The organism is Actinophytocola sp., from assembly GCF_035942955.1.
Lineage (GTDB): Bacteria > Actinomycetota > Actinomycetes > Mycobacteriales > Pseudonocardiaceae > DASYTH01.
The window spans coordinates 1-17,919 of sequence record NZ_DASZCQ010000135.1 but is presented as its reverse complement, the minus strand read 5'-3'; the positions used below and the strand labels follow the sequence as shown (position 1 = coordinate 17,919).

Genomic DNA, 17,919 nt, shown 5'->3' with positions numbered 1-17,919 from the left:
CTCGTGTGTCGGGTCGCTCCGGGCGAGACCGATCCCACTCGCCCACCGTGAGCTCGCCCTACTGCCGTGTCAGTGGCATGCCGCACGGTTGCGGGCATAGTCGGATGGTTGTCGCCCGGCCGAGTGGGTAATCCCCTACACGAGCCGGATCCAACGGAAGGTGAGCAAGCAATGAACTCGCTGGGGCAGGCGCGCGGTACCGCGCGACAGCTCGTCCGCCTTGCCAGGGACGGGCACTTCGACACGGTCTCCGGGATCGTGCACCTGCTCACGGATCCGGCCATGCAACAACACGAGCTGCTTCGGCAGGTGCTCGCCGAGCTCGTGCACGCCGCGGCATCGATGATGGTGCGGCAGATCGGGGGCGTCGGTCCGAACACGGCCGTCGTCCTAGACCTCCGGAAGACCGATGGATCCGTTGTGGACATCGATCAGTTGGAGCCGGAGGTTCGAGCCGTCGTGCGGGCGCTGCTCGCGGAGGTCAACGGTCATCCGGAGGACGCCGCCGAGCAGATCTCGCTCGCCCTCGCCGGAGATCCCTGCCCGATGGTGGACGGGATCGTGCTCGTTCTCGTGTGGACGATCTGCGCGATGGCGTGGTGCGAGGACCACGATGAGCCAGCACCCCGCTGGCTCACGGCGACGGCAGCGTGAGAGGAGAACCAATGGTCAGGCGGGATTTGGACCGAACCCGGCTGGATCCATACCCGGCGGAGGCATACCCGCCCGAGGGCCCGAACGTGGTCGGGCCGGGGCCGGAGCCGCTGGTTGAGGAGGAGTTCGTCGATCCTCAGTCACGGCGGGCACGTGTGGTGCGTGTCGTTTGCACGATCATCAACATCGTGTGCGGTCTGTTCGCGGTCGTGCTTGGGCTGCACATCATCATGGTCCTCTTCGGGGCGAATCCGTCCAACGGCTTCGCCTCCCTTGTGGACAGTTGGTCGTCGGCGGTGTCGTTGGGGCTGCGTGGCTTGTTCACGCCTGACAACGAAAAGCTCGCAACGCTGCTGAACGACGGCTTGGCCGCGCTCGGCTGGCTGCTGATCGCGGGTGTGCTCACCTACGCGATCCGCCAGTTCGCCCTCCCCGGGCCGGGACGCGCCGCACACTACCGCCGCCGCGTGGTGCGGTGAGCGGATAGGTAAGAGAAACAAGGAGGATCCGTGACAGTCACCGGCATCTTGACCGCCATCGTCATCGGGCTCATCGTTGGCGCGCTGGCGCGGCTGATCCTGCCCGGGAGGCAGAACATTCCGATCTGGCTGACTATCGTCGTCGGAATCGTGGCCGCGTTGCTTGGTACGGCTCTCGCGCGAGCGATCGGCATCCCGACCGCGACGGAGGGTGTCGACTGGACGGAGCTACTCGTCCAGCTGATCCTCGCCGTGATCGGTGTGGCGCTGGTCTCCGGCGCCTACGGCCGACGAGGTATCACTCGCTGAGCCTTTGAACTCCTGTCCCAGGGAGAAGAGACCACGGTAGGGACGCTTTCGCGGCGTCCCTACCGTGGTGTTGTCATCCGGTAGGCGGTTGGCTCGAGTAGACCGTCGGATCGCCCTGCTTGATCCACACCTGCGGGGTGTCGATCGGCAGGAAGGACCGGTCGCCGCCGGGCTCGCGGGAGACCGGCACGGTGTCCCCGCTCGGCAGGTGCATGATGAAGTTGACCGGCTTGGTGTCGTCCACCAGCGGAATGTCGTACTCGGCCCAACCGCCCTCGATCCGGGTCAGCGGCCACGGGCGGTCCCAGGCGATCTGGGCCAGCACGGCCGGATCCACCGCGTCGCCCCACATGTGCAGGCCCCAATCGGTGTAGTCGCCGGCCGGCCGGAAGTAGTGCAACGTGGCCAGGGTCGCCGGCGGGCCGGCGGCGCGCACGGTGCGCACCGCGCTGGTCGCCGTGACCCCGTTGGGCTCGGTCAGCTTCGCCCGGTACGACACCGGGGTGCCGGCGGCCAGCCCCAGTGGGCCGAGGTCGTCGAACACGGTATACGCGGGCGAGCTGGAGTCCGTGCCGATCGGCGTCCACGCACCGCCGTCGACGCTGCGCTCGAAACCGACCACGTGGGTGGCGCGCTCCGGGTCGGCCACGGCCCGCACCTCGACGGTGCCGCGCACGCCGCTGCCCTCGCGCGGCGTCTCGATGGTGACCGCCGGTGCCGGCACGACGGCGCCGCGCACGCCGCTGGTGGCGGTATGGCCGCGGTTGTCCAGCACCACCGCCCGGTACTGCAGGCCGGTGCCCGGCGGGAGCGAGCTGACGTCGTGGAACACCCGGTACGGCGCGGTGTCGTCGGTGCCGATCGGCTCCCAGCGACCGCCGACCTTGGCGTAGAACGTGACCTCGTAGAACGAGGAGCCGTTCACCGTGGCCGACACCTGCATGCGCCCGCGGGACTCGGCGGCCGGCGCCGGGTTGCCGAGCGAGATGGCCGGCGCCGCCTTCGATCCCGGGATCCGACCGGCCATCGCGTAGACCACAGTGGACAGTGGCGGCACGGTCAGGGTGAGCGAGCCGTCGGCCGCCGAGCGGGCGTGCCCCGGCCCGTCGCCGTACACCCGCTGGAAGTTCCGGTTGCCGGCATACGTCGGGATGGCCGCGGTCTTGGCCTGCTCGCTGTTGTTGAGCGCCACCACGTACTCGCGCTGCTGCTCGCGGTCGATCCGGGAGAAGGCGTAGATCCCGGCCTCGGGGCCGGACAGCCGGTGCTGGTGCGTGCCGTCGCGCAGCGCGGGGTGCGCCCGGGTGACCGCGGCGAGCCGGCTGATCGACTGGTACAGCGGGTGGCCCGGGTTGAAGTTGGACCGGGCGTGGGTGGCGTCGGTGCCCAGCAGGTCGTCGTCCAGGTAGTCCGGCACGCGGCTGGCGAACAGGGTCTGGCGGGCCAGCTGGTCTCCGCCGCTGCCGGTGAAGCCCTGCTCGTCGCCGTAGTAGATCACCGGGTTGCCGCGGGAGAAGTACATCAGCTCGTGCGCCAGCCGGTCCCGGCCGACCCACTCGGCGTCGCCCGCGCCCGGGTTGTCCTGCTGGACGAACCCGCCGAACCGGCCCATGTCGTGGTTTCCGAGGAACGTGGGCAGCTGGTAGGCGTTGGAGTCGGCGTCGGTGTACCAGTCGTCGTCGGCGAAGAACGTCTCAAGTCGGGTCGTCGGGGCGCCGCGTGAGGCGAAGTCCCTTGCCGCTGCCTGGAACGGGAAGTCGAGCACCGACTGCATCCGGTCCTTCGTGGTGAACTGCGAGGTGAAGCTCTTCGTGGTGTCGAAGACCTCGCCGAACATGAAGAACTCGCGCTTGCCGTGCTCGCGGGCGAAGCGCAGGACGCGCGGCCCGAACTGCTGCCACAGCTCGTCGTTGACGTGCTTCATCGTGTCGATGCGGAAGCCGTCGACGCCGAAGTCCGCGATCCACCGCTGGTAGATGTCGATCATGCCCTCGACCACCCGCGGGTTCTCGGTGAACAGGTCGTCGAGGCCGAAGAAGTCGCCGTAGAGCGAGTCCTCGCCGACGAACGTGGTGTCGCCGCGGTTGTGGTACAGCGTGACGTCGTTGAGCCAGGCGGGAACCTTGAGGTTGCGCTCGGCCTCGTCGAGCACCGGGGTGTACGGAAACGACGTGGCCGGGTCCAGCGCCGGGAAGCCGTTGCCGCCGGCGAAGTCGCGGTCGTCGAACGGCTGGCCGGACGCCGTCCGGTACGGCGCCGCGTCCTTGGACACGTACGGCCGCCGCGCGCCCTGCTGGTAGCCGATCACGTCCGCGGTGTGGTTGGTGATGATGTCGAAGTAGACCTTCATCCCGCGCGCGTGCGCGGCGTCGACCAGCGCGCGCAGCTCGGCGTTGGTGCCGAGATGCGGGTCGATCTGGGTGAAGTCGGTGATCCAGTACCCGTGGTAGCCGGCCGACGGGCCGTCCTCGAGCTGCACCGGCTTGTTCTTGAAGCTCGGGGTCAGCCAGATCGACGTGGTGCCGAGGCCGCGGATGTAGTCGATCCGGTTGAGCAGCCCGCGAAGGTCGCCGCCGTTGTAGAACCCCTTGCTGGTCGGGTCGAAGCCGGACACCAGCCGGTCGTCCGGCAGGCCGCCGCGGTCGTTGGCCGGGTCGCCGTTGTCGAACCGGTCGGCCATGACGAAGTAGAAGTTCTCGTCGGTGACCGGGCCGCGCAGCGAATGCAGTCCCCGCAACCGATCGCCGTGGTCCGGCTCGGCCGCGGCCGGCGTCACCGCGAGCGACGACGCGACCAGGGCGGACAGCAGGGCGGTGACGACACGACGCGCGGACATGACTGCCTCCTCGCAGGACCGGGACCGGACTATACGTGGCCGAAGGGGTAACCGGAACTGCCCTTTGGGCAGCCTGCCGCGCGCTGCCGTGACCGGTTCCGCGCCGCGAAGGTGTTGGTCATGAGCGATGTGCTGCAGCGGGGCGCCAGCGGCCCCGAGGTCGTCGAGCTGCAGAAGAACCTGCGGCAGCTGAACTTCTACTCCGGTGCGCTCGACGGCGACTTCGGCCCCGGCACCGAGGCGGCGCTGGTCGCCTACCGGGAGTGGCGCGGCTTCGACTCCGGGGTCGACGCCGACGAGAACCTGGTCGCCACGCTCGCCGCGGACGCGCAGACCTACGGCTCGGGCGCCGGCGAGATCAGCGAGAACGGCGAGGCGCCCGAGGTCGAGGTGGACGACCCGAACGCCGCCGTCCGGCAGGCCGCGATCTCGGCGGCGTGGGGAGAGATCGGCCAGGTGCGAGCGAAGAACTCGGGCGGGACCGACGAGACCGGCCAGGAGACCCGCGACGGCTGGGAGCGCCTGATGGAGTACTTCCACGTGGCCGCGCCGGGCATCTGGAGCGACGACGTGATCAAGTACCTCAAGCCGGGCCTGCCCTCCTGGTGCGGGATCTTCACGCTGTGGGCGCTCAAGACCGGCGGCGCCGGCGTCGGCGACTGGGGCATGGGCACCGGAATCCCGGGCATCAGGCAGGTTCGCGACCCCAAGCCCGGCGACATCGGCTACATCGAGCAGAACCAGCACTACTGCCTGATCGTCAGCGTCGAGGGCGACACCGTGTACAGCATCGACGGCAACACGGTGGGTGACGACACCGGTGGCGGGGAGGTCAATGACCGCACCCGGTCACGCGGCGACTACGCCGGGTTCTTCACGGTGTTCAACTAGGAACGGACACCAGGCCGTGGGCGGGTGGGACGGCCTCGCGGGAGCGACCCGTGGGAACCAGCGCGCGTGGAACCGAGCTCGGCTGGGTACTCCTCCGGCGGACGCCCTGCGTCGGAAGGAGACGGCATGTTCGCCATCGTCGCCGCAATCCTGTTCGCCATCGCCCTGATCATGGACCTGGCCGAGGCGGACATCGGAATCTCCGCCGGTGTGTTCGTCACCGCCGGGTTGCTGTGCCTGGCCTTGCACATGGCCGGCATCGGCGCCGCGTGGCGCTCGCGCTCCGGCCGCTGGAGCATGCGCCGGTAAGGTCCACCTGATCGAGACGCCTCGCTAGGCCAATCCCGTGCATTTGCCGGGAGTTGGCCGGCGAGCGCGCACGCCGAGTGACGGATTTCCATACCTTCCGGGGGAAAGACAGTCCGCCACGGCCAGGAGGACACTTCAGACCGGCGGCCGCTGAGCAAGTTCTGCTACCACCCCGGAGGTCAGGATGATTCTCGGTCTGTGCCTTGGTCTGTCCCTCGGATGCTGCTGGTGGACCTGCTGCCACTGGTGATCGTCAGGACGGATGCCCCGCCCCCGGCGGGGCATCCGTCCATTGTGTACACCTCGAGGGGCTCTCGACCCCGGTGCCGGTTGCCGGCTAGGTTCGGCGGTGTGCTGGGCTTCAACCTGGACCGGGCCACGATTCCCGCGCTGCACCGCCGGATGTCGCGCGGCGCGCTGACCGCCGTCGCGTTGACCGAGGCGTACCTGGAGCGCATCCGGACGCTGGACGGCTCGCTGCACAGCGTGCTGACCGTCAACCGGTCTGCGCGGGCGCAGGCGGCGGCCAGCGACCGGCGCCGCCGGGACGGCCGGTCCCGCGGGCCGCTCGACGGGATTCCCGTGCTGCTCAAGGACAATATGGACACCACGAGCATGCCCACCACCGCCGGCTCGCGCGCGCTGCTGGCCGAGCCGCCGGCCCGCGACGCCACCCTGGTGCGCCGGCTGCGCGCGGCCGGCGCGGTCATCCTCGGCAAGGCCAACCTCAGCGAGTGGGCCAACTTCCGCTCGGCCGGCTCCACCTCGGGCTGGTCCGGCGTCGGCGGGCAGACCGCCAACCCGCACGTGCTGGACCGCAACCCGTGCGGCTCCTCGTCCGGCTCGGCGGTGGCCGTGGCCGCGTCGCTGACCCAGGTGGCGATCGGCAGCGAGACCGACGGCTCGATCGTGTGTCCCGCCGGGGTGTGCGGCGTCGTCGGGCACAAACCCAGCCTCGGATTGGTCAGCCGCGCCGGGATGATCCCGGTCACCGCCGAGCAGGACACCGCCGGCCCGATGGCCCGCCACGTCGTCGACGCCGCGATCACCCTGTCCGTGCTGCAGGGGCGGGACCGCCTGGACCCCGCCACGTCCGCGTACCCCGCGGACCAGCCGACCGACTACGCCGCCCTGCTGCGCCCGGATGCCTTGCGTGGAGCCAGAATCGGCCGGTGGCGGCTGGACCTCGGCCCGGCGGTCGGGAAGGTCGTGAGCGAGGTCGTCCGGGCGCTGCGCGGTCGGGGCGCCACCGTCGTCGAGGTCGACCTGCCGTACCAGGATGAGCTCGACGAGCTGGAATACCCCACCCTGTTCACCGAGTTCCACCGCGACATCGACGCCTACCTGGCCACCCGCACCGGCGTCCCGAGGACCTTGGCCGAGCTGATCGGCTACAACCGCTCGGATCCGTTGGAGCAGACCTGTTTCCCCGGCCAGGACCTGTTCGACAGGTCCATGGCGTCCGCCGCACCCGACGACCCCACGTATCTCCGGCAGCGCGCCCGGCTCACCACCCTGGCCCGCCGCTCGATCGACGAGGTGCTCACCGCCCACCGGCTCGACGCGATCGTCGCGCCGTCCTGCCAGCCCGCCTGGGTCAGCAACTGCGCCACCGGCGACGGCGACATCGTGGCGTCCTCCACACCGGCCGCGGCCGCCGGCTACCCCGCGGTCAGCGTCCCCGCCGGCTTCACCGGACCCCTCCCCGTCGGCATCACCTTCATGTCCACCCGCTGGGCCGACGCCCGCGTCCTCGCCCTCGCCGCCGACTTCGAACGCGCCACCACCGCCCGCCGCCCACCACGGTTCCTCCCCACCCTCCCCGCCTGAGCCGCGCACACATCACCCGGCACAGGCACCCGAGCCACGCCCCGGAGACGCCGGAGCTTCCGCGCCGCGGTCAGTGGGCGGCGGCCAGGTTCCACTCGGGACGGTGGCGGGTGAGCCAGTCGAGGTAGACCGGGGAGCGGGCGGCGTGGGACCAGTAGCTGGTGCGGGCCGCCTCGGCGAGCTCGGCGCCGTAGCGGGCCACGGGGCTGCCGGCGCGCAGGGCGATCACGTGCCGCAGCTCCGCGGGGGATCCCTTGAGGGGCCGGAAAACCAGGCCCTCGCTGGGTGGGGAGGTCGGCTGCCACAGGCCGATCGCCAGGCCGCGGGAGATCAGGTCCCTTGCAACCTGGGAGGTCACCCGGTAGGCGATCTTGGGCAGCACGCCCACCTGGTCGCAGATCTGGCGCAGGTACTCCGCGCACCGGACGTCGGCGTCCTCGGGCAGCGTCCAGCTCTCGCCGGCCAGCTCGGACAGGCAGATCTCGTCCCGGTCGGCCAGGTGGTGGTCGGCCGCCAGCGCGACGAACAGCGGCTCGGTGGCGACCTCGTGCGCCACGACCTCGGCCGGCCGCGACTGTGGCAGCGCAGGATGCTCGGCCACCAGCGCGACCTCCAGCGCGCCCGCGGCGAGCAGCTCGATCTGGCGCTGACCGGACGGCTCGGTGCGCATGCTGATCTGGCTGAGCGGCATGACCTCGCGCAGCGCGGCGACGACCGCGACGGGCAGCGGGGACGGGTGGGTGGCGACCCGGATCTGCGGAGCGTTGGCGTCCTGGCCGCCCGCGAGGATGCGCGCCTCGCGCACCAGGGCGTCCATCGAGGGAAGGACGAACCGGGCGCGCTCGATCACGTGCAGGCCCAGCGGCGTCGGGCGGGCGCCGCGGCGGTCGCGGACGAACAGCGCGCCGCCGAAGAGTCGCTCCATGCGGTGCAGTTGGTGGGTCAGCGCCGGCTGGGTCAGCCCGAGCTCGATGGCCGCCTTGGTCAGGCTCCCGGTATCGCTGATCGCACGCACGATCCGCAGGTGCCGTGCCTCCAGCATGCACCGATGTTATGGCCCGATCGGGCCAGGCCGCACCGGCCGTCCAGTGGCGGAAATTGCCAGTTGCCACCGCGCCGTTACCGACCGTTCGGTCCCTGTTCCTACTCTTGGCGCATGGAACTGGAGTTCCGACACCTGCGCATCGTATGCGCGATCGCCGACGCCGGGAGCGTGACCAGGGCCTCCACCCTGCTTGGCCTGTCCCAGCCGGCGCTGACCCATCAGCTGCAGCGCATCGAGAACCTGCTCGGTGGCCGGCTGTTCGTGCGCGATCGCCAGGGCGCCCACCCCACCGCCCTCGGCGAGTTCGTGCTCAACCGGGGCCGCGCGCTGCTCAGCGCGGTCGACAACCTCGTCGGCGACCGGGCGCAGACCGAGGCCCCGCGCCGGTCGACGACCACATTGGTCCGGTTCGCCACCACCGCCGCCCCGGCCTGCACGGCGGTGCTGGAAGCCTTGCAGGCCAAGCTGCCGGACGCGCTGGTCACCATGCGCACCGAGACGAAGCCGCGGCGGATGCTGGAGCTGCTCGCCGCCCGCCGCCGGCTGGATCTGGCCATGCTCGGCGAGTATCCGGCGCTGCCGCTGCCCCGGCCGGACGGGATCGCGGTCGCCACGATCACCGAGGTGCCGGTGTTCGTGATGATGAGCTCGGCGCATCCGCTCGCCGGGCGCGAGGAGGTGGAGCTCGCCGAGCTGGCCGACGAGAAGTGGATCCTGCGCCCGGAGCGCGAGCAGCGCTGCGCGGAGAACCTGCGCCTGGCCTGCGCGGGCGCGGGGTTCGAGCCGCACGTGGCGCACTGGCTCGAGCTCGAGGCGCACGCGGAGGCCATCCACCGCGGGCACGGCGTCACGATCGCGCGGCCGGGCACCCCGGACACCGACAAGGTGGCCGTCCGCCCGCTGCGCGGCTCGCCGATCATGTTCCGCGACCTGCTCGCCTGGCCGGTCGACGGGCCCGTCGCCCCGTTCGGCGCGGACCTGGTCACGGTGGCGGCGCGCACCACCTGGCAGAAGATGACCAGCGTCGCGGCGCACGCCGCCTGGCTGACCGGACGGGCCGGGCTGACCGGGTGGGCGTGAGCCGGACACTCACGCCCACCCTTCTTTCGTCAGGCCTTGCTACCCAGCATCCACGATCATCACGGCCTGACCGGGAGCCTGCTGGGCGGCGAGGCCCGAGGCGTAGTTGCGCTGAACCGCGGCCCGCTCGGTGGCGTTGGGTTGCGCGTTGGCGCAGCTCACCGGTGCCGAGGAGCCGGACATCAGGTCCGCGCACAGTCCCGTGCGCCGGTCCGGAAGGCCGAGGCTGTGGCCCAGCTCGTGCGCGGCGATCCGGACGACGTTGTAGCCCTGCTGGACGGCGAGGCGTCCCATCCACACGGTGACGGCGCCGCCGGGCCGAACCGGGCCAAGGTTGGCGCGCGGCCAGCCGTTGTCGGCGATCACCGTGATGTTGGCCCGGGTTCCGGGCGTGGCGCGGACGATTCGCACGTTGGGAGCGGCGTTGTTCCAGATCGAGACGCCCTGCCTGACGGCGTCGACGAACTCCGCGGCCCGGCTGTCGTCATAGGTGAGCGTGACGACCAGCGCGCCGACGTCGTCGGCGGCGGCCGCCTGGGGCGCCGTGAGGCCGACCAGCGGCAGGACCATGGCGGCGCCGGCGACGAGGCCGAGGAACGCTCGTCTGAGCATGCTGTCTCCTTGGGTGTTAGTGCAGGGTCCTAACGAGTTCGAAGATGCACGAGGCGGCACCGGCTGTGTACTGCCAGTGATCCGTGCCATTCGCTTATGGCTCAGGTGACCGCGACGATGCGTGCCTCGGTCAGCTCGCCGTTCTCGATGCGCAGCAGGCCGATCGTGCCGTGCGGCTGGCGGCGGCGGTCGGTCGGCGAGCCGGGGTTGAAGATCCGCAGGCCGTCGCCGGCGCGGTCCATCGGGATGTGCGAGTGTCCGAACACGACCAGGTCCGCGTCCGGGAACCGGCGGCGCATCCGGGCGAGGCGCCCGTCGGCCTTGCCGCTGTCGTGGATCATGCCGACGCGCAACCCGCACAGGTCCAGCTCCAGCGTCTCGGGGGCGCCCCACGCCGCGACGTCCGGCCCGTCGTTGTTGCCGAGCACGGCATGCACCGGCGCGTACTCGGCCATCTCGTCGAGCACACCGGCCGTGCACACGTCGCCCGCGTGCAGGATGACGTCGGCCTCCCGCAGGTGCTCGGCGACCCGCGGCGGGCACGACTTCCACCGCCGCGGCGCGTGCGTGTCGGCCAAAACCGCTACGAGCATGTGGCCATCCTCGCCTACCGTCGGGCCGTGCACACGGCGGTGCTGCGAGAGGTGACGCGACGCTGGGGACTCACGGTCGGTCCGCCGTTCGAGCACGACGGCGAGTGGGCCTGGGTGGCGCCCGCGCGCGACGGCGCCGGCCGGGAGCTGGTGCTCAAGATCGTCAAGTGGTTCGCCGACACCGAGCACGAGGCCGACGGGTTGCGACTGTGGGACGGCGACGGCGCGGTGCGGCTGTACGCGGCGCGCGAGTACGGCGAGGCGAAGGCGTTGCTGTTGGAGCGGTGCGTGCCGGGCACCCAGCTCAAGCAGGCGTTGCCCGAGCCCGAGCAGGACCTGGTGGTCGCCGGGCTGCTGCGCCGGCTGTGGCGGCCGGCGGGCGCGCCTTTCCGGCCGTTGAGCCAGATGTGCGACGAGTGGGCGGCCGAGTTCGAGCAGAAGTACGCCGCCGCACCGGATGCGGTAGACCGTGGCATCGCCCGCGCCGGCATCGGGCTGTTCCGCTCGCTGCCCCGCACCGCCAGCACCGACGTGCTGCTGTGCACCGACCTGCACGGCGGCAACATCCTGGCCGCCGAGCGCGAGCCGTGGCTGGTCATCGACCCGACCCCGTACGTCGGGGATCCGGCCTACGACGTCGTGCAGCACATGCTCAACTGCGACGAGCGGCTGGCGGCCGACCCGGCCGGGCTGGCCACGCGGATGGCCGACCTGCTCGACCTCGACCCGGAGCGGGTGACGCTGTGGCTGTTCGCCCGGTGCGTTCAGGAGTCGCCCGAATGGATCGAGCTGCGCCAGGTCGCGGCCCGGCTCGCGCCCTGAGGCCGACGTTCGGGGCTTGACTTTCCGATCCGCGCTGGCGTTGGTTGAGGATGCAGGCCCGGGGATGGGAGGCAGCACCATGCCGGTCGCTCGGAAGCTCTCGTCGATCCTGCTGGCGACCGTCCTCGTGGTTGTCCTGCCCGTCCCGCCGGCCATCGCCGAGCTGCCGCCCGACTCGGCTCAACCAAGCCACTATCTCGGGGCCGTCACGCTGATCACCGGCGATCACGTGAGCGTGCGGCGGGTCGGCGCGCGGCTGGTGCCCAACGTGCTGCCGGCACCGGGTCGGGAGCACGTCCAGTTCGCCACCGTGGGGACCGGCGGCGAGCTGTCGATCGTGCCGAGCGACGCGTGGGCGCCGCTGAACGCCGGACGGCTCGACCGCCGGCTGTTCGACGTCGCCGCGCTGCTGCGGGACGGGTACGGCGACGCCGGCCGGGCCGACCTGCCGCTGATCGTCCAGCCGGGCGGGGCGGCGGCGCTGACCGACGCCGGCGCGACGGTCACCCAGACGCTGTCCTCTGTGGACGCCGCGGTCGTGCGCCAGCCCAAGGAGAGCGTGGCCGACTTCTGGACCGCGCACCGCGACGCCGGCCGGATCTGGCTGGACGGCATGCGCAAGCCGAGCCTGGACGCCAGCGTGCCGCAGATCGGTGCGCCGACCGCCTGGCGCGCCGGCTACACCGGCCGCGACGTCACGATTGCCGTGCTGGACACCGGGATCGACGACACCCATCCCGACCTCCGCAACCGGATCGCCGGCATGAAGAGCTTCATCCCTGGCACGGACGTCAGGGACACCGCAGGGCACGGCACGCATGTCGCGTCCACGATCGCCGGCACCGGCCGGGCCTCCAGCGGCCGCTACACCGGGGTCGCGCCCGACGCCCGGCTGCTGATCGGCAAGGTGTGCGAGGGCGGCTGCCCTGAGTCGGCGATCCTGGCCGGGATGGAGTGGGCCGCCGCGGCCGGGGCGAAGGTGGTCAACCTGAGCCTCGGCGGGCCGGACACCGCCGACGACGACCCGCTCGAGCTGGCGGTGAACCGGCTGACCGCCCGGTACGGCACGCTGTTCGTCATCGCCGCGGGCAACGACGGCGGGTACGGCGCCGAGACGGTCTCATCCCCGGCCAGCGCCGACGCCGCGCTCGCCGTGGGCGCGGTGGACAAGCAGGACGCCATCGCCGGCTTCTCCGGCCGCGGTCCGCGGGTCCGCGACGCCGCGCTCAAGCCGGAGATCGTGGCGCCCGGAGTGGAGATCACCGCCGCGCGTTCGCGATTCTCCGGTCTGGGCAAGAAGGGCGACCGCTACGTGGCGCTCGGCGGCACCTCGATGGCGACGCCGCATGTGGCCGGCGCCGCGGCGATCCTGGCCCAGCAGCACCCGGACTGGACCGGCCCGCGGCTCAAGGCCGCGCTGATGTCCTCGGCGAAAACGTTGGCCGACACCGGAACCTACGCGCAGGGCGCCGGCCGGGTGGACGTCGCGACCGCGATCACGCAGAGCCTGCAGGCCGAGCCACCGAGTGTCTCGTTTGGACGGATGGCCTGGCCGCACGAGGACGACCGGCCGGTGACGCGGACCGTGACCTACCGCAACCCCGGCCCGGCACCGGTCACCTTGCGGCTGTCGGTCACCGCCACCGGGCCGGACGGCGAATCCGTGCCGGACGGCATGTTCCGGCTGTCCGTCACGGAGATCACGGTCCCGGCGGGCGGTCACGCCGGCGTCGACATCACGGCGAACACGGCGATCCCGGCCGCCGAGGGGACGTTCGGCGCGCACATCCTGGCCACCGGCGGCGCCGGGCACCGTGTCACCACGCCGGTCGCGGTGGACCGCGAGCCGGAAAGCTACGACCTGACCCTGCGCCCGCTCGACGGCGCCGGCCGGGCCACGGATCTGCACTTCTCGTTCCTGTTCGGCATCGACCGCGCGCGGTACCGCCCGATCCCCGGCATCGGCGGGTCCGGCACCCTGCGCGTGCGCCGCGGCACATACCACGTCGACGCGACGATCGCCACGCCGCGCGCGGACGGCACCGGGGTCGACTCCAGCAAGGTCGCCCACCCGACGGTGACGGTCGGCGCCGACACCTCACTCGTCGTGGACGCCAGTGCGGCACGGCCGATCGCGGTGACCTTCGACCGGCCGAACGTCCGGGACCGGGTGGTGGCCGCCGGGTACAGCCGGTTCACCGAACACAGCACGCTGATCACCGGCGTGCTCGGCGACACGTTCGACCGGATCCTCATCGGACAGGTCGGGGATCCATTGCCCCGCACCGAAATGGTCGCCGACATCGGTGGCATGTGGGCGGTGCCGGACGCGCAGGGCGACGTCACGCGCAGCACCGTGACGTACAACCTGCAGTGGTTCGACTACGGCCGCCTGCCCGACGGCCTCGCCCGGCACATCGTGGACGCCGACCTCGCCGAGGTGCGCACGCGGTACCGGGAGCAGGCGGATCGCAAGCGCGCCACCAAGGTATGGGTCGTCCGGGAGCCCGAGCTGGGCATCGGCGTCGGGTTCGGGTTCGGGTTCCGGCTGCCGCTGGACCGCACCGAGTTCCACAACCTCGACGGGCTGCGGTGGTCGGCCGAGTTCCAGCAGTGGGACTTCGTCAAGAAGCAGGTCCACTTCGAGACCGTGCTGACCGGCGGCGTGGTCGACCACGAGCCCGGACAGTCCTATGTGGAGGAATGGAACACCGCGGTGTTCGGTCCCGGCTTCACCCGCGACGACGAGTGGGCGTCCCGGTCCGGCGACCAGTTCCTGCTGAACATCCCGATGTACTCCGACGCCGGGCCGGACCGGGCCGGCCAGTCCGAGTTGGACTCCGGCTCCACCGTGCTGTACCTGGGCGACACCAGGCTCGGGGAGACCAACCGGCCGGGCAGCGGGCAGTTCGACGTGCCGGCCGAGCCGAACCGCTACCGGCTCGAGACGACCGCGCAGCGCGGCCGGGGCACGGACGTGTCCGACCTGTCCACGCGGATCTCGTGCGTGTGGACGTTCACCTCGGTGCGCCCGCCGGACCCCGACCCCGGCCCGAAGACCGCGGACAAGGGCAAGGAGGGCACCGCGCTGCCCCTGATGGTGGTGCGGTTCGCGCCGCCGGATCTGAACCCGCACAACGAGTCCCGGGCCGCCACCGCCCTCGTGCCGGTCACCGTGCAGCGGCAGGCCGGCGCGCCGGAGGCCACGGTCACCGAGCTGGCCGTGGAAGCGTCCTTCGACGACGGCCGCACCTGGCGCACGGTCGAGGTGACCCGCGGCCCGGACCCGACCGCCGTGGCCCGGATCGACCACCCGCGCGGAGCCCGCCACGTCTCGCTGCGCGCCATGGCCGCCGACTCGGCCGGCAACACCGTTGAGCAGACCGTCATCCGCGCCTACGGGCTCCGGTAGGAAGCACACTGACGTTGCGCCTGCCGTGATCACGAACTACCGTCGCCAAATGCTCGCATTCCAGCCGGTTCAGATCCGGCTGCTGCCCGCGGCGGCGAGCTCCGACCTGGGGCTCATGGCCGACCTCACCGATCTGATCAACAAGGTCTACGCCGAGTCGGAGCACGGCCTGTGGGTCGACGGTGCCGCGCGCACCTCCGTCGAGGAGCTGGCCGAGCTGACCGAGGCCGGGCAGCTCGCGGTGGCCCGGATGGACGGGCTGCTCGCCGGGTGTGTCCGCATCCAGCGGCTCGACGACGGCGCGGGTGAGTTCGGGATGCTGGCCGCCGATCCGCGCCACCGCGGCATCGGCATCGGCCGCGGGCTGATCGACTTCGCCGAGCGGACCTGCCGCGCGGCCGGCGCCGACGAAATGCAGCTCGAGCTGCTGGTCCCGCGGAACTGGACGCATCCGCACAAGGAGTTCCTGGCGACCTGGTACACCCGCATCGGCTACCGGCCGACCCGGACCCGCTCGATCGAGGAGGCGTACCCCGCGCTGGCCCCGCTGCTGGCGACCCCGTGCGACATCGTCGTCTACCGCAAGAGCCTGGTTGCTTGACGCCCTTTCCTCGGCGGGCCAAGGTAATTGGCGATGGGGATTCCGGGATTGGGGGCAATCGCCATGCTGCGACTGCGCGCACTCGTAGTGATCGTCGCCGTTGTCGGTTCGCTGCTGGCCGCCGCCGGCGCCGCCGAGGCGCACCGGGTAGGCCGGCCGACACCGGTGATCTACGACAGCGACATGGACTTCGACGACGCCACGACGCTGGCCTACCTGTGCGAGGAGCACAAGCAGCGGCGGATCGAGCTGCGCGCGGTCACCGTCGCCAACAACGGGATGGGCCTGCCGGGCCGGGCGCTGCGGCACGCGCGCAGCGTGCTTGAGCAGTGCGGCCTGCCCCGCGTCCCGCTGGCCGACGGATCCACCGGCGCGGGCGTCCATCCGGCGCCCGCCGAGGCCGCGGCACAGGTCGAGACCGTGCTGACCGACGCGCTCGGCGACGGCGGCCGGCCGGCCGCGCCGGCCGGGAGCACCGCGCCCGAGCTGATCCGGCGCACCATCGCGCTGTCGCCGGTGAAGATCACCATGCTGACTACCGGCCCGCTGACCAACGTCGCCGCCGCGCTCGACGGGCGCCCGTGGCTGGTCCCGCGGATCCAGCAGATCTACGTGATGGGCGGCGCGATCCACGTGCCCGGCAACCTGTTCGGCTCCGCCCTGCCCGGGTTCGACAACTCCCAGGAGTTCAACATCTGGCTCGACCCGGCCTCGGCCCGCTCGGTGCTCCGCACCGCCCCGGTGCGCCTGATCCCGCTGGACGCCACCCAGTTCGTGCCGATCACCCCCGACATCGTCGACCGCATCGCCGCCGATCAGCACACCCCGAGCGCCCGCATCGTCCACCGGATCATCAGCCACCCCGAGCTGACCACCCTGATCGGCCTCGGCGTCATGTTCTGGTGGGACGCCCTCGCCGGCCTCGCCGCATTCCGCAACGACGGCGACGCCATCACCACCTTCCGCCCGGTCCGCGTCGACGTCGTCCAAACCGGCGCCCAGTCCGGCCGCACCGCCCCCACCCCGACCGGATCCCGCCTGCACGCCGCCTTCACCGCCGACCGCACCCGGTTCGAAAGAACCTTCCTCGACGCCCTCAACGGCCGCGCCCGCTGATCTCGTCGCCGCGTTCCAGGCATTGCGAGTCCTCCGGGTCGGCTGATCGTCGACCCGGGGTTGGCCGTGGAACGGCCGTGGGGCTACCATCCGCGTGGCGGTCGCGGCTGCCGATGAGGCTCCTCCTACCCCGGATGGAGTGGGTGCCTTCAAAGCGTGCCTGGCGCACGTACCGCATCTCGACCGTTGGCCACTATCCGCCGTGGACCGTGTGTCTCAGCAGCGTTGGCCGGGCAATGCCTGCGGAGGATGCTCGTGTCTACCCGCCTTCGGTTGAGCCGCCTGTCTCGTCGCACCCTCTGCACCGGCGAGACCGTGAACACCGTCCACCGGTTCAGGGTGCCGCTGTCGACCCCGCTGATCCCGGCCGCCGCCGGCGCCGCCCAGCGCGATTTCGAGGCGAGCCTGCTGCTGGCCTGGGCCGACGCCACGACACAACTGCGCCGCACCACGGGCGTCCGGTTGCCGTCGTTCATCGCCGCCACCCATCCCACCGGCGACGGCCTGGCGATCAGCGTGTCCGATCCCGCGCACCTCAAGCCGCTCCTGCGCCATATCCGGCCGATCCGGTCGGACGCCGTGCCGGGCATACCCGGGCTGCGCCTTCACCCGGACCGGGATTTCCTGGAGTTGCGGCTGCTCGCTGCCGGCAACAATGTCCGGGCACGCATCAGGCTGCTGGGTGTCAACCGCCGGCAAGCGCACGACCTCCTCGACGATCTCACCGACCCCCGCGAGGTGCCACGTTCCCCCCACTGGGACACGATGCCGCCGGCCGGGCGGTTGCTCAGCGCCGTTCTGCGCCGCTTTCCACTCTGGCGAGCCGCGGATCGGATCCAGCTCGGTGTCGCGGGTGAGACCGTCGTCGTCGATTGGCTCGGCATGCCCGACCGCTTCGCGGTGGCGGCCGTACTCGAGCAATCCGACTGTGCGATCCAGGACGCCGGTGTCCGCGTGTCGCTCACCGGAATTGCGAACCATATCGTCCTGATCCCACGTGAAAATCCGGAACGCGCCACCGTAACCGAACCGTGGGCGGCGTGGCACGTGTTGCGAGTCACGCGAACGAGAGTATGGGACGGAATGGGACCCGCGCCCTGTCTCGACGACGCCATTCCTCCGGAGGAGTGGGAGAAGCCGGAGATGCGCAGCGCGCTCGCCGCGCGGGAGGTCAGCACCGTTTATCGGTTGTTGCGGCGCACTGGTGTCTCACAGCGCCAGATCGCGGCCCTGACCGGTCAATCGCAGTCCGAGGTGTCGGAGATTCTCAAGGGTCGTCAGGTCATGGCCTACGACGTGCTGGCGAGGATCGCCGACGGTCTGGGTGTCC

Annotated in this window: 16 protein-coding genes; 12 read left to right on the top strand and 4 right to left on the bottom strand. The window is 71.5% G+C overall.

Features of this window, described 5'->3' with window-relative positions; translation table 11 throughout:
• Positions 1–171 precede the first annotated feature (171 nt).
• The 3 genes from VGX25_RS13840 to VGX25_RS13830 all read left to right on the top strand — a co-directional run bounded on the left by VGX25_RS13840 (position 172) and on the right by VGX25_RS13830 (position 1,442).
• Positions 172–654 (top strand): hypothetical protein, encoded by a 483-nt coding sequence (locus tag VGX25_RS13840; protein ID WP_326918165.1) that lies wholly within the window; start codon positions 172–174, stop codon positions 652–654.
• Between the two features lie 86 nt (positions 655–740).
• Positions 741–1,133, top strand: a complete 393-nt coding sequence (locus tag VGX25_RS13835) for a hypothetical protein (RefSeq protein WP_326918164.1) — start codon at positions 741–743, stop codon at positions 1,131–1,133.
• A gap of 30 nt (positions 1,134–1,163) precedes the next feature.
• Positions 1,164–1,442, top strand: coding sequence for a GlsB/YeaQ/YmgE family stress response membrane protein (locus tag VGX25_RS13830; RefSeq protein WP_326918163.1), 279 nt, complete (start codon positions 1,164–1,166; stop codon positions 1,440–1,442).
• 73 nt (positions 1,443–1,515) lie between these two features.
• Here VGX25_RS13830 and VGX25_RS13825 read toward each other — a convergent pair whose 3' ends face one another.
• On the bottom strand, positions 1,516–4,278 hold the full coding sequence (locus tag VGX25_RS13825) for an alpha-amylase family glycosyl hydrolase (protein WP_326918162.1): 2,763 nt from the start codon (positions 4,276–4,278) through the stop codon (positions 1,516–1,518).
• A gap of 120 nt (positions 4,279–4,398) precedes the next feature.
• On the opposite strand from VGX25_RS13825, the gene VGX25_RS13820 reads away from it, so the two are divergent.
• The 3 genes from VGX25_RS13820 (at position 4,399) to VGX25_RS13810 (ending at position 7,308) form a co-directional block, all read left to right on the top strand.
• A complete protein-coding gene (locus VGX25_RS13820; RefSeq protein WP_326918161.1) occupies positions 4,399–5,169 on the top strand; it encodes a peptidoglycan-binding domain-containing protein in 771 nt (256 codons plus the stop codon).
• A gap of 126 nt (positions 5,170–5,295) precedes the next feature.
• Entirely contained in the window at positions 5,296–5,478 is a 183-nt protein-coding gene (locus VGX25_RS13815; protein ID WP_326918160.1) for a hypothetical protein, read from the top strand.
• A gap of 351 nt (positions 5,479–5,829) precedes the next feature.
• Positions 5,830–7,308 carry an amidase gene (locus VGX25_RS13810; RefSeq protein ID WP_326918158.1) on the top strand — a complete coding sequence of 493 codons (1,479 nt, stop codon included), beginning with the start codon at positions 5,830–5,832 and terminating at the stop codon, positions 7,306–7,308.
• Between the two features lie 70 nt (positions 7,309–7,378).
• Here VGX25_RS13810 and VGX25_RS13805 read toward each other — a convergent pair whose 3' ends face one another.
• Positions 7,379–8,350, bottom strand: a complete 972-nt coding sequence (locus VGX25_RS13805) for a LysR family transcriptional regulator (protein ID WP_326918157.1) — start codon at positions 8,348–8,350, stop codon at positions 7,379–7,381.
• A 114-nt stretch (positions 8,351–8,464) separates the two neighbouring features.
• On the opposite strand from VGX25_RS13805, the gene VGX25_RS13800 reads away from it, so the two are divergent.
• Positions 8,465–9,433, top strand: a complete 969-nt coding sequence (locus VGX25_RS13800) for a LysR family transcriptional regulator (RefSeq protein ID WP_326918156.1) — start codon at positions 8,465–8,467, stop codon at positions 9,431–9,433.
• A 39-nt stretch (positions 9,434–9,472) separates the two neighbouring features.
• On the opposite strand, the gene VGX25_RS13795 is transcribed toward VGX25_RS13800, so the two are convergent.
• Together VGX25_RS13795 and VGX25_RS13790 are read right to left on the bottom strand one after the other, a co-directional pair.
• Positions 9,473–10,045 (bottom strand): snapalysin family zinc-dependent metalloprotease, encoded by a 573-nt coding sequence (locus tag VGX25_RS13795; protein ID WP_326918155.1) that lies wholly within the window; start codon positions 10,043–10,045, stop codon positions 9,473–9,475.
• Positions 10,046–10,146: 101 nt separating this feature from the next.
• Positions 10,147–10,638 carry a metallophosphoesterase family protein gene (locus VGX25_RS13790; RefSeq protein ID WP_326918154.1) on the bottom strand — a complete coding sequence of 164 codons (492 nt, stop codon included), beginning with the start codon at positions 10,636–10,638 and terminating at the stop codon, positions 10,147–10,149.
• A gap of 27 nt (positions 10,639–10,665) precedes the next feature.
• Here VGX25_RS13790 and VGX25_RS13785 point away from each other — a divergent pair, with 27 nt between their 5' ends.
• From VGX25_RS13785 to VGX25_RS13765, 5 genes are all read left to right on the top strand, one after another.
• On the top strand, positions 10,666–11,460 hold the full coding sequence (locus tag VGX25_RS13785) for an aminoglycoside phosphotransferase family protein (RefSeq protein WP_326918153.1): 795 nt from the start codon (positions 10,666–10,668) through the stop codon (positions 11,458–11,460).
• 79 nt (positions 11,461–11,539) lie between these two features.
• Positions 11,540–14,872 (top strand): S8 family peptidase, encoded by a 3,333-nt coding sequence (locus VGX25_RS13780; protein WP_326918152.1) that lies wholly within the window; start codon positions 11,540–11,542, stop codon positions 14,870–14,872.
• Positions 14,873–14,921: 49 nt separating this feature from the next.
• Positions 14,922–15,473: a GNAT family N-acetyltransferase gene (locus VGX25_RS13775; protein WP_326918151.1), complete on the top strand. Its 552-nt coding sequence runs from the start codon at positions 14,922–14,924 to the stop codon at positions 15,471–15,473.
• A 63-nt stretch (positions 15,474–15,536) separates the two neighbouring features.
• Complete coding sequence (locus VGX25_RS13770) at positions 15,537–16,589, top strand: nucleoside hydrolase (protein ID WP_326918150.1); 1,053 nt, start codon at positions 15,537–15,539, stop codon at positions 16,587–16,589.
• 1,083 nt (positions 16,590–17,672) lie between these two features.
• Positions 17,673–17,919: helix-turn-helix transcriptional regulator (locus VGX25_RS13765; protein ID WP_326918166.1), on the top strand; the 247-nt coding region annotated here is incomplete at its 3' end.